The organism is Mycolicibacterium wolinskyi (genome assembly GCF_002101965.1).
GTDB lineage: Bacteria > Actinomycetota > Actinomycetes > Mycobacteriales > Mycobacteriaceae > Mycobacterium > Mycobacterium wolinskyi.
Genome location: NZ_LQQA01000015.1, coordinates 371,524 through 383,632, shown reverse-complemented (window position 1 = coordinate 383,632; position 12,109 = coordinate 371,524). Strand labels below are relative to the sequence as shown.

The window sequence follows — 12,109 nt, the reverse complement described above, 5'->3', positions numbered from 1 at the left end:
GACATGTCGAACTAGGCGCTCTTGAACTTCAACAAAGTCCGCGTGAGGTGCAGGCTCGTGATCTGCCATGTGCCGTCACGCTTTTCGTACGTCTCGTGATAGTGGCCCGCCCCGTGGAGTTCGCTGCCGTCGGCGAAGAACAACATGTCCTCCATCGCCCAGATGCCCGTCGCCGTCGTCTCAGAAGTCAGGTCGATCTCGGGGGTGTGACAGTGGTGCACGGTCGCTGCGTGTTCGACGCCGCCCCAGACCACCGGAAAGAACTCGTCGAAGCCGTTCAACGGCGGCGCGGTCTGCGGGTCGGCCCCGCCTGTCGAGACGGCCATGTCCAGCGTGACGACGACATCCTCGGCGAACAGCGCCCGCCACGCGTCGATGTCCTTGGTGTCCAGGAACCGGCAATAGCGCGCCTTGAGCTTCTTGATCGCCTCGATGTCATCGGTCATGGGGCCTCCTCGCGTTTCTCGCGTCGAACGCTACCCGATGCTTTCGCCTGTGGAAACCTATACTGTAATGTCTTCCGTACCTATCGCGGGAGCAATGGAACACGGGAGGCAGCTGGCATGAAGGTGCCGTTCACCTGGAAGGTCACCGGCTGGTTCATGATCGGCTGGTCAGCCGAGTTCGAGGTCGGTGACGTCAAGGCGCTGAAGTACTTCGGCGAAGACCTGGCGGCGTATCGCGACGAGGCCGGCGAGTTGCATGTGTTGGAAGCGCACTGCAAGCATCTCGGCGCCCACATCGGGCACGGCGGCAAGGTCGTCGGCGACTGCGTCGAATGCCCGTTCCACGGGTGGCGGTGGGGACCGGAGGGCAACAACACCTACATTCCCTATCAGCCCGACCGTCCCAACCGCGGCCTGCGACTGCGGTCGTACCCGGTCAAGGAGCAATATGGGTGCATCTTCATGTGGTACCAGCCCGACGGGAAGCCGCCGCAGTGGGAGCTGCCCGACATCTTTCACAAGTTTCCGCAGTTCGAGACCGACCCGAATGCCTACTACCGGCCCTACCCCGAGTTCTCCAGCCGTGCCGACGCCATCCCGGTGCACCCGCAGATCGTCGCTGAAAACGGCCCGGACAGTTCACATTTCCGCTACGTGCACGGCGCCACCGTGACGCCGGTGTGCCTGCATTGGGAGCACGTGGACGAGGAATGGCGGTTTCTCACCGGCTGGCCCGATGCACGCAGCGACGATCCCGACAAGATGGCACTGCGTATTCACAGCCACTTCTCCGGGCTCGGCTTTGCGATGAGCGCGTTCGAAGGCTCGTCGAATCACCGGCTGATCTTCGCCTGCACACCGGTCGACGATGAGGTGTCGGACATGTTCTATTCGATCTGGTGGCCCAAGCTCCCCGGCGAGACTTCCGACATCCCGCCAGAACAGGTGCGCAAACAGGTCGAAAAGCAGTTTCTCAAAACCGTGTGGGAGGACTGCGACATCTGGCGTTACCAGAAGTACGTCGAGCATCCGCCACTGGCGAAGATCGACGCGAAACCCTATATGGCCATGCGCAAGTGGGCCACGCAGTTCTATGAGGTACCGCCGGCCGACGTACCCGTCCACGTATGAAGCCTGACCTGAGAGCGCTCGTCGCACCCGGGCACACCGCGATCGTCACGCAGGAATGTCAGGGAGCAGTGGTCGGCCCCGATGCCGGACTCGCCGCACTCGCCGACGAAGCGCGACGGGTCGCACTACCCAACATCGGGCGACTGTTGCCGGCAGCCCGCGCGGCGTCCGCGCACGTTGTGCACTGCCTGGTCCAGCGGCGCCAGGACGGGCTCGGCTCCAACCACAACGCCAAGATCTTCGCCATCGGCCGCGCCGATGTCGGCATCGTGCCCGGCACCCCGGCGCCACGTTGTTACCCGAATTCGGTCCGGAACCAACCGATCTCGTGTTGTCGCGGTGGCACGGCCTTGGCCCCATGGGTGGCACCGATCTCGATCCGATCCTGCGCAACCTCGGCGTGACGACGATCGTGGCCGTCGGGGTTTCGGTGAATGTCGCGATCATCAACCTGGTGATGGATGCGGTCAATGCCGGGTACCGCGTGGTGCTTCCCCGAGATGCCGTCGCCGGGATACCCACCGCGTATGCCGATGCGGTCATTGACAACACCCTGGCCCTGCTGGCTACCGTCACCACCACAGATGAACTGCTGCAGGCTTGGCAGCGCTGACCCACTCAAGGAGACCATGTGCTGTTCACCGTCCCAGCTGTAGCCGAAGCCGTCGCCGCCGCCATCCCGGACCGCCCGCTCATCGCCCAGGGCAACCGGCACTACACGTACCGCCAGATCGTCGAACGATCGAACCGGCTCGCCGCCTACCTGCATTCCCGGGGACTGGGCGCCCACACCGAGCGCGGCGCCCTGCCCGGCCACGAGGTGGGCCAGGATCTGCTCGGCATCTACGCCCACAACGGGCCCGAGTACGTCGAGTCGATGCTCGGGTCGTTCCGCGCCAGGGTCGCCCCGTTCAACGTCAACTATCGCTACGTCAAGAACGAACTGCAGTATCTGCTGGACGATTCCGGGGCCACCGCACTCGTCTACCATGCGACGTTCGCGCCCCGGGTCGCCGAAATCCTGCCGGAGCTGCCCGCACTGCGGGTGCTCATCCAGATCGCCGACGACTCCGGCAACGACCTGCTGTACGGTGCGGTCGACTACGAGTCCGTCGTCACGCGCGACGCCGCTCCTCCGCCTGTCGAGCCCTCCCCCGACGATCTCTACGTCCTCTACACCGGCGGCACCACAGGGATGCCCAAGGGCGTGCTGTGGCGCCAGCATGACATCTTCATGACCGCATTCGGTGGCCGGAACATGATGACCGGCGACAAAGCGCAGTCGGTCGATGAGATCGTCACCAGGGCAGCAGAGAACCCGGGCACCAAGTTGATGATCCTGCCGCCGCTGATCCACGGCGCGGCTCAATGGGCCGCGATGACCGCGGTGACCACCGGACAGACGCTGGTGTTCCCCAGTGTCGTCGACCGATTCGACGTCGATGACGTCGTGCGCACCATCGAACGCGAGCAGGTCCTGGTCGCAACGGTCGTGGGCGACGCCATGGCCCGGCCTCTCGTCGATGCCATCCGCAGTGGGATCGCCGACGTGTCGACGCTCTCAGTCGTCGCCAACGGCGGAGCCCAACTGACGCCGCATGTGAAGCAGCAACTCATCGATGCCAAACCGAATCTCATCGTGGTGGACGGGGTGGGATCGTCGGAAACCGGTGCGCAGATGAGCCACATGTCGGCACCCGGTGCAGTCTCGACCGGCACGTTCAACCCTGGCCCCGACACCTGTGTCGTCACCGAGGATTTCACCGCGGTCCTCGCGCCCGGCCACGACGGCCTGGGGTGGCTCGCGCAGCGAGGCTACGTCCCCCTCGGCTACAAAGGCGACGCCGCCAAGACGGCCGCGACATTCCCGGTGATCGACGAGGTGCGGTATGCGGTTCCCGGCGACCGGGCGCGCCACCTCGACAGCGGCATCATCGAGCTGCTCGGGCGGGAGTCGGTCACCATCAACTCCGGCGGCGAGAAGATCTTCGCCGAGGAGGTCGAGGCGGCCATCGCATCGCATGCCGCGGTTCGCGATGTCGTGGTGGCCGGCCGCCCGAGCGAACGGTGGGGACAGGAAGTGGTCGCGATCGTCGCGTTGGCCGACGATGCAACGCCGGTAGATGCCGACGAGCTCGTCCGCCACGCCGAGAAGTCCATCGCCCGCTATAAACTGCCCAAGGCCGTGGTGTTCCGGCCGTCGATCGAGCGCAGCCCAGCAGGCAAAGCCGACTATCGATGGGCCCGCGAGCAGGCGGTCAGCGAAACTTCCTGAGACGACTGCTGGTTCGGCTGCGGGCCCGGCGCAGCGCGAGATCGGCGCTGACCCGCATCGAAGCGGTGAACGGCTGGGCGGCGCGCGCGGTGATGCTGAACGGCAGGTCGCTGCCCACAACCGTGCGGTAGTGGCTGAACGCGTCGAACCCGGCCTTGCCGTGGTAGGCGCCCATTCCGCTGCGGCCGACTCCACCGAACGGAGCTGACGACGGAATCATGTGGGCGGCAAAGTCGTTGCGGGCGACTCCACCACTGCGCGTGCGCGCGACGAAACGGCGGAAGTCGTCGTCGTCTGGTCCGAACCAGTACGCCACCAACGGCGACGGGCGCGCGTTGATGTAGTCGATCGCGTCGGTGAGAGCCGAGTAGCCGCGTACCGCGAGAACGGGTCCGAACACTTCCTCTTCGGCGATGCGCATGCGGTCATCGACGTCGCGGATGATGGTCGGTGCGATCTTTCGCGACACCGGATCGGGCAGGGTCTCCCCGGCGGGGACGACGGAATCGATGCGGGCACCATGTGCCCGGGCGTCGGAGATCAGGCCGACGATCCGGTCGAAGTTGGCCTGATTGACCGACGAGCAGTAATCGCCGTTGTCCACGATGGTCGGGAACATCGAACTCAAAGTCCGGCGCGCGACGTCGGCGAACTGGTCGACGCGCGCGTCGGGAACGAAAACGTAATCCGGGCACACACACACCTGGCCACCGTTGACCATACGGCCCTGGGCGATTCGGCTCGCCGCCCGAGCGATATCGGCACCGGGCGCCACGACCACCGGATTCTTGCCGCCGAGTTCGAGCGTGACCGGGACGAGGTTGCGGGCCGCCGCTTGCTGCACGAGCGCCCCGATCGCCGGTGAACCCGTGAAGAAAAGGTGGTCGAACGGCAAGCCGGCGAATTCGGCTGCCACGTCTGCCCCGCCCGTGACGATCGCGAGCTCACGCTCGTCGAAATACCGCGGCGCGGTGGCCGCCATCAGTTCAGCGGTGTTCGGGGTGACCTCCGACATCTTGATCATCACGCGGTTGCCTGCCGCGAAGGCCGCAGCCGCTGGCAGCACTGTCAGCTGCACAGGGAAGTTCCACGGCCCGATGATTCCCACCACGCCGAGAGGTGACGGCACCACCTCGGCACGCAACCGCGCCAGCCGGGCTGCCCGCATCAGCCTGGTGGAGCGCATCCATTGCGGCACATTGGATCTGGTGTGTTCGATCACCGAGATCATGCCGAGTATCTCGGCGAAGAACGCCGCTGACTTCGACCGTGAACCATAGTCGGACGCGGTGGCGCTGACGAAGTCCTCGCAGTTGTCGAGAATCATGGCCATCAAGCGGTCAATCCGGTTGCGGCGCAGCGCAACATCCGGCGGACCGTCTGCGATGAAGGCTTCGCGCTGCACCGCGAGTAGGCCGCCGAGCCCGGTCGGCCGAGAGCCCACGGCCGTACGTTCTTCGATCGCGCTCATCGGTGGCGGCTCCTCCTCGAAGTCTGTAGGACCATCCGGTAAGGCTAACGGTAGCACCGGGCAGCCACGACGAATATGTTTGTCCGCCCAACCGGAATTGTTTACAGTTTTCCCTACTGTCGTAACTTCAGTGAGGAATGGTGGCATGTCGGAAACCGCGCGCAGGGTCGTAGTCGTCGGAGCCGGATCCGGAATCGGCGCCGCCGCGGCGGCGCACTTCCACGACCGCGGCGACCACGTGCTCGCAGTCGACCTGCGCCCCAACAACACTCCGGCGTCACAGCACCTCACGTGCGACCTGCGCGACGCGCACAGCATCACGGCACTCCTCGGCGAGATCGGCGGCGGCTGGGACGTCCTCGCACATGTGGCCGGCGTTCCGGGCACCGCGCCCCCAGCCGATGTCCTGCGGGTCAACTACCTGGGCATGCGGCTGATGACCGAAGGGATGCTGCCGCTGTTGCGTCAGGGCGGGTCCATCATCGGGGTCGCCTCGACGGCGGCACTCGGCTGGGAGCAGCGCATCGACATCCTGACCGGATTGCTCGAGCTCACCGCGGGTGAGGATGTGGAACGGTGGCAGGCCGGCCAGGACCCGGATTTCCCCGTGTACACAACCTCCAAGCAGGCCGCGATCCTGTTCGCCAAGCGGATCGCGGGCCCGGCATGGAGCAAGTACGGGGTGCGCGTCAACACGGTGAGCCCGGGCCCCGTCGAGACGCCCATCCTCGCCGACTTCGAGCAGACCATGGGCAAGGACGTCCTCGACATGGTGCGGTCGACGGTCGGCAGGCATGCCACGGTCGACGACGTCGTGCCCCTGATCGCGTTCTTGGCGTCCCCGGAATCGCGATGGATCAACGGCCAGGACATCCAGGTCGACGCCGGCTTCATCGCGGCCATGACGGGCGGTGTCCCGATAGCGCTCTGAGGACGCAAAACGCGCTTCGATTTTCTTACTGTAAGAATTACAGTAATATTCTTGGCACAGTCGGTCGGTTGCGAGTTGCGGGGTGAGCAGTGGAGAGCCAAGTGCAGGACAGCCCGAAAGAATCCGTCAGAGAAGCCGCGGACAACCTCCTGCGCGATCCGTATCCGATCTTCGCCCGGCACCGCGCCGAGCACGGGGTGTTCCGCGGATCGGTGATGGACTGGTCCAAGACACCGGCCTCGATGCTGCCCGAGCATCAGTACGCCGCAGTATCGTTCGACGCCGTCAACACAGTGTTCCGGGACGGCAAAACCTTCAATTCGAAGATCTATGACAGCACCATCGGGTTGTTCATCGGGCCGAGCATCCTCGCGATGGAAGGCAAGACGCATCGCGATCACCGCAACCTGGTCTCGGCGGCATTCAAGGCAAGGTCGTTGCAGCGCTGGGAGCCCGAGATCGTGCGGCCGATCTGTGAAGCGCTTGTCGACGAGTTCGTCTCGGCGGGCAGCGCCGATCTCGTCCGTGATTACACATTCGAGTTCCCCACCCGGGTGATCTCGAAGTTACTTGGCCTGCCCGAAGAGGACCTGCCGTGGTTCCGTCAGCGTGCGGTCGAATTGATCAGCTACACCGTCAAGTACAAGCGCGCGTTCGAGGCCTCGGCCGCGTTGAAGGACTACTTCATCACCCAGATCGAACGGCGCCGGTCCAAGCCCACCGACGACATCATCGGCGACCTGGTCACGGCCGAGATCGACGGCGAGAAGCTGACCGACGAGGCCATCTACTCGTTTCTGAGGCTGCTGCTGCCCGCCGGGCTGGAAACCACGTATCGGTCGTCGGGCAATCTGCTCTACCTGCTGCTCACCCATCCCGAACAATTCACCGCCGTGCAGAACGATCATGAGCTCATCGGTCAGGCGATCGAGGAAGGGCTACGGTACGAGACCCCGCTGACCACGGTGCAGCGGTCCGCCAACCAGGACACCGTACTGGAGGGTGTCGAGCTCCCGGCGGGTGCGGTGATCGACGTCTGCATCGGATCGGCCAACCGCGACGAAAAACGCTGGGAGCGTGCCGAGGAATTCGACATCTTCCGTAAACGCGTTCCCCACATCACGTTTGCCGCAGGCGAACACACCTGCATGGGTCTGCATCTGGCGCGGATGGAGACCCGGGTCGCGATGGAAAGCCTGCTCAACCGAGTCACCGACATCCGGCTCGTCACCGACGACGACCCGCACATCTTCGGCCAACCGTTCCGGTCCCCCACCGCCATACCGGTCACATTCGAACCGGTCGCCTGAGACACGTCTGACATGGCCACACCCGCGACAAATGGCGGACGTCCGCGGCGGGAACGCGGTTCGATCAGCGTCGACGAGATCCTGCGCGGCGCATTCGATATCGCGCATGAGGTGTCGGTCGACAACCTCAGCATGCCGCAACTCGCCAAGCACCTCGACGTGGGCGTCACCAGCATCTACTGGTACTTCCGCCGTAAGGACGACCTGCTCGATGCGATGACCGAGCGTGCGCTCACCGAATACGACTTCAGCGTGCTGTCCATCGACGCCGGCTCATGGCGCGAATCCTTACGCGCACACGCGCATCGGATGCGGGAGACGTTCCAGCGCAACCCGATCCTGTGCGATCTGATCCTGATCCGCGGCACCGGCAGCACCCCCGCCGCGCGACACGCGCTGGAGAAGATCGAGCAACCCGTGGCCGCGCTGGTGCGCGCCGGCCTGACGCCACACCAGGCTCTCGAGACCTATACCGCGATTTCGGTTCTCGTCCGTAGCTCAGCAGTCCTGCACCGGCTCGCGACCAAGTCGACGAAAACTCAGCTCCCCCGCGAATACTGGGAGCAGGTCCTCGATCCCGAGTCCATGCCGCTGATCTCGTCGATACCCGGCCACGGCTATCGGATCGGCATGGCCGACGACGCGAACTTCGACCATATCCTCGACAGCATCCTCGATCGCGCTCAACAGTTGTCGCGAACAGACGCGGCGGTACCCGAAAACTCTTGATTGCGGGTACACCAGCGTCTGCTCGCGGGAGATCAGCCCTGCCCTCGCGGTCGCCGCCACCCGATGGTCTTGGTCTCGGTGTACTGCGCGAAGCCTTCGATGCCGCACTGCCGGCCGACGCCGCTGTTCTTGTAGCCGCCGAACGGTGCGTCGGCCCCGTAGTACATGCCGCCGTTGACACCGATGGCTCCGGTGCGTATCCGTCGGGCGATGCCCATGGCGCGTTCCGCCGACGCAGAGACCACCGCGCCCGCGAGTCCGAACGCGCTGTCATTGGCCAGCCGCACCGCGTCGCCGTCGTCATCGAACGGGATCATGACGAGCACCGGTCCGAACACCTCGTCCTGCGCGATCGCCGAGCGCGGATCGGCACCGACGATCACCGTGGGCGCCACGAAGTGGCCGTCGGCGAGATGGGGTGGCAGATCTTCGAACGCGCCTCCGCCGACCACGATCTCAGCGCCGTCGCGGCGAGCGTGATCGCACGCGTCCAACACGCGCTGTTTCTGCGCCGCGCTGATCACCGGACCGACCAGCGTGGTGGGCAGTGCGGGGTCGCCGACGGGAACCCCGCCGAACGCCATCGTCACGTTGGCGACGGCCTCTTCGAACAGCGATCGGTGCACGAGCATGCGGGTGTTGGCCGCACACGCCTGGCCGGCGTGCACGCACGCGCCGACCGCACCCGGGATGATGTGCGCGGGGTTGGCGTCGTCGAGCACGATCATCGCCGACTTGCCGCCCAGCTCAAGGAAAGTGCGCTTCATGGTGTCGGCACCCATCCGCATGAGGTGCTTGCCGACCGCCGTCGAACCCGTGAACGACACCATGTCGACCCGGGGATCGGTGCCGAGCAATCCGGCGACCTCGTTGGACGGCGTTGGCACCACGTTGACGACCCCGGGTGGGATGTCGGTGCGCTCGGCGATGAGCCGTCCGATCCGCGTCGCATTCCATGGCGTGTTGGGATCCGGTTTGAGCACCACGGTATTACCCGCGGCCAGCGCCGGACCGAGCTTGTTGAGGATGACTTCGATCGGAAAATTGGACGGCGTGATGGCCGCGACCACGCCGACCGGCTCCTTGACGACGGTGCGGGCGTTGCGCTCGCCGAACAGGCCTCCGTCGCCGAGGGTGCGTTCCCACTCGAACTCATCGATCAGCTTCGACGGATAGTGGAGCGCGTCGGCGAGCGGCCAGTCGAGCTGCGCGTTCTGCGTCGTCATCACCGGGCACCCCACCTCGGCGATCAATTCCTCACGCAGGTCTTCCTTTTCGTCCTCCAGTGCGTCCTGCAACTGAAGCAGCGCACGCTGTCGCAGCGTGCGATTGGTCGACCAGTCCGACTCGTCGAACGCACGGCGTGCCGCCGAGATCGCCTTGTCCATGTCCTCTGGACCTGCCGCCGACGTCTGACCGAGGACGAGACCTGTTGCGGGACTGATGTTGTCGAACTCAGCGCCCGACGCAGCGGCCAACAGCACGCCGTCGATCAACATTCGTTTCTCGGCGCGGCCGGCCGCACGAACACCGACGTCCACGCTCGTGGCTGCGGCCACGGCTTCACTCACGACTACCTCCAGAGCACCTCGTAACCGTAATGCTTACGGTATCAGGAACGGGACGGCTCCACCTGCACTGGCACCCCGGTCAGCCACGACATTCCGGCCAATGCTTCGACATCGGCCGGGTCGCTGGACATCAGTCTGTTGACATTGGCCCCGCCGGCCCGGTTGGCGATCTGCCAGCCACCGCTGCCCTTGTGCCCCCAGCCGTGCGGGATGGCCACCGTTCCCGGAACGATATCGGTGGTCAGCGAAACAGCAATGGCGATCTGGCCGTACGGCGACCGCACACATACCTCGTCACCGTCCGACAACTGCCGTGCGGCCGCGTCATCGGCATGCATGAGCGCATACTGAACCCGCTTGCCCCGCATCAGCAGCGGTGAGTTGTGCAGCCACGAGTTCTCCGAGCGCGGCTCCCGCATGCCGATCATCCGCAACGGGTAACCGGGCGGCTGGCTCCGCGTTGCGAGGGCCGAGATCTCCGTGGCGATGTCTTCGTGGGCAAGCCGAACCCGCCCCTTCGGGTACACCACCACGGCTCCCAGTACTCCGGTACGAATCTCGGGTGCGACCACCACGCCGTGCGGGTGACGATCGATCAGCCGGCGAAACGTCAACCCGCCGCGGCGAAGTCCGAACCGGTCTCCGCCCTCCGACAGCCGAATCATCACGTCGATCGCCGGACGGGGGCTCAGCCGCTTGCCCCGGCGGGCAGCGACCTTGGCGGCCCATCGCAACGCGGTGAAAACCGGTGTGCGGATGGCGGTTCGGCCGATCAAGTCGGCGATGATGTCCCATTCGGTGCGCGCCTGACCGGGCGGCGCCACGACGGCATCGGTCGCCTGCCGGAACGGGGTCGCCTGGAACATCTGGAACGTCACCGCGAAGTCGTCGCGTTCGTACATCGAGGTGACCGGCAGCACGTAGTCGCAGTGCGCGGTCGTCTCGTTGACGTAAAGATCCAAGCCCACCGACAGGTCGAGTTCGGCGAACGCCGCCTCGAGTTCGTCGCCGTTGGGTACCGACAGCACGGGGTTGCCCGCGCTGATGAACATCGCCTTGATCTGTCGCCGGCCCGGCGTGGAGATCTCCTTGGCCATCAGCGCGGCGGGCTCGGCGCCGATGACCGAGCGGAAGCCGCCGACGCGCGTGCGTTTGCGCCGGTAGCTGCGCCGAAGCGACGCGCCCATCGCCATCGAACCCCACTTCTGCCCGGGCATTCCGAGGGTGCTGAAGACACTGCCGCCGGGGACGTCGAGGTTGCCCGCGGCGAGGTTGACCGCGTCGATCAGGTAGGTGGTGAGCGTGCCGCTGCGGCCGACGCACGTGCCGAGTCGCCCGTAGACGGCGGCACGTTCGGTGCCCGCGAGGTCACGCGCCAACGCTCGCACAGTGTCGGCGGGGATGCCGGTGCGGCGACTCGTGGCCTCCGGGCTGAACGGCGCGCACTGCGCCTGCAGCCAGTCCAGCCCGCCGGCCTGTGCGCGGGCGAGCCGATCGACGAGGCCTTCGGTGAACAGCACGTGCAGCAGCGACAGCAGCAGGTACGCGTCGGAGTCGGGAACGATGCCGAACCATTCGAATTGGGCGGCCGTCTCGCTTCGTCTTGGATCGACGACGACGACACGTCCGCCGCGCTTGACGATGTCGTGCATGCGGTCCTTGATGCGCGGCGCCGTCAGGAAGCTCCCGTGCGACACCACGGGGTTCGCACCGAGCATGACCAGCAGGTCGGTGCGCATCAGATCGGGTATCGGCACCGGAAACGGTGCACCGTAGAGGAATTGGTTGGCCAGCAGCCGACTGCTCGTGTCCTGGGTCGACGAGCTGAAGAAATGACTGTCCGGACCGATCCCCTTGGCGAACGCGATGGCCGCGAACAGATGCGAGTAGCTGAACGCCGCGGGATTGCCCATGTACCAGGCCACCGCACCAGAACCGTGCCTGCGGTGGATGCGCGTGAGCCTGGCCGCGATGTCGTCGAGCGCTTCGTCCCAGCCAACGGGCACGAATCCGGAATCGGTCCGGCGCAACGGTGTGGTGACGCGGTCGGGATCGTTGACCACCTCGGCGAACGCGATGCCCTTCTGGCACGCGAAGCCTGCCGACAGCGGATGGTCCTTGTCCGGCCGCAATGCGGTCAACCGGCCGTCCTCGACGGTGGCGATCATGCCGCACAACGGCTCGCAGATTCGGCAGAACGTGGCTTTGTGCTCGGCCTTGCCCTCGATCACCGGGACTAGGTTAC

9 protein-coding genes and 1 pseudogene are annotated in these 12,109 nt (G+C 65.6%); 6 read left to right on the top strand and 4 right to left on the bottom strand.

Annotated features, from left to right (window positions below):
* Positions 1–11: 11 nt before the first annotated feature.
* Positions 12–446 (bottom strand): nuclear transport factor 2 family protein, encoded by a 435-nt coding sequence (locus AWC31_RS16230; protein WP_085145160.1) that lies wholly within the window; start codon positions 444–446, stop codon positions 12–14.
* Positions 447–563: 117 nt separating this feature from the next.
* Between AWC31_RS16230 and AWC31_RS16225 the strand changes: the two genes are divergently transcribed.
* The 3 genes and pseudogenes from AWC31_RS16225 (at position 564) to AWC31_RS16215 (ending at position 3,852) form a co-directional block, all read left to right on the top strand.
* Positions 564–1,577, top strand: a complete 1,014-nt coding sequence (locus AWC31_RS16225; RefSeq protein WP_085145159.1) for an aromatic ring-hydroxylating oxygenase subunit alpha — start codon at positions 564–566, stop codon at positions 1,575–1,577.
* Positions 1,574–2,190 (top strand): annotated as a pseudogene (locus AWC31_RS16220) (cysteine hydrolase family protein). The gene AWC31_RS16225 and the pseudogene AWC31_RS16220 overlap by 4 nt, the downstream one beginning before the upstream one ends.
* Before the next feature lie 18 nt (positions 2,191–2,208).
* Positions 2,209–3,852, top strand: coding sequence for a medium-chain acyl-CoA ligase Mig (locus AWC31_RS16215; RefSeq protein WP_085145158.1), 1,644 nt, complete (start codon positions 2,209–2,211; stop codon positions 3,850–3,852).
* On the opposite strand, the gene AWC31_RS16210 is transcribed toward AWC31_RS16215, so the two are convergent.
* On the bottom strand, positions 3,836–5,323 hold the full coding sequence (locus tag AWC31_RS16210; protein ID WP_085145157.1) for an aldehyde dehydrogenase family protein: 1,488 nt from the start codon (positions 5,321–5,323) through the stop codon (positions 3,836–3,838). The genes AWC31_RS16215 and AWC31_RS16210 overlap by 17 nt on opposite strands.
* Positions 5,324–5,468: 145 nt before the next feature.
* On the opposite strand from AWC31_RS16210, the gene AWC31_RS16205 reads away from it, so the two are divergent.
* The 3 genes from AWC31_RS16205 (at position 5,469) to AWC31_RS16195 (ending at position 8,293) form a co-directional block, all read left to right on the top strand.
* Positions 5,469–6,254 carry an SDR family oxidoreductase gene (locus AWC31_RS16205; protein WP_085145156.1) on the top strand — a complete coding sequence of 262 codons (786 nt, stop codon included), beginning with the start codon at positions 5,469–5,471 and terminating at the stop codon, positions 6,252–6,254.
* Positions 6,255–6,343: 89 nt separating this feature from the next.
* Entirely contained in the window at positions 6,344–7,564 is a 1,221-nt protein-coding gene (locus tag AWC31_RS16200; RefSeq protein WP_085145155.1) for a cytochrome P450, read from the top strand.
* Between the two features lie 12 nt (positions 7,565–7,576).
* Positions 7,577–8,293, top strand: a complete 717-nt coding sequence (locus tag AWC31_RS16195) for a TetR/AcrR family transcriptional regulator (RefSeq protein WP_085145154.1) — start codon at positions 7,577–7,579, stop codon at positions 8,291–8,293.
* A gap of 32 nt (positions 8,294–8,325) precedes the next feature.
* On the opposite strand, the gene AWC31_RS16190 is transcribed toward AWC31_RS16195, so the two are convergent.
* Together AWC31_RS16190 and AWC31_RS16185 are read right to left on the bottom strand one after the other, a co-directional pair.
* Positions 8,326–9,864 (bottom strand): aldehyde dehydrogenase family protein, encoded by a 1,539-nt coding sequence (locus tag AWC31_RS16190; RefSeq protein WP_085145153.1) that lies wholly within the window; start codon positions 9,862–9,864, stop codon positions 8,326–8,328.
* A gap of 41 nt (positions 9,865–9,905) precedes the next feature.
* Entirely contained in the window at positions 9,906–12,095 is a 2,190-nt protein-coding gene (locus tag AWC31_RS16185) for a molybdopterin-containing oxidoreductase family protein (RefSeq protein ID WP_085145152.1), read from the bottom strand.
* Positions 12,096–12,109: the final 14 nt, after the last annotated feature.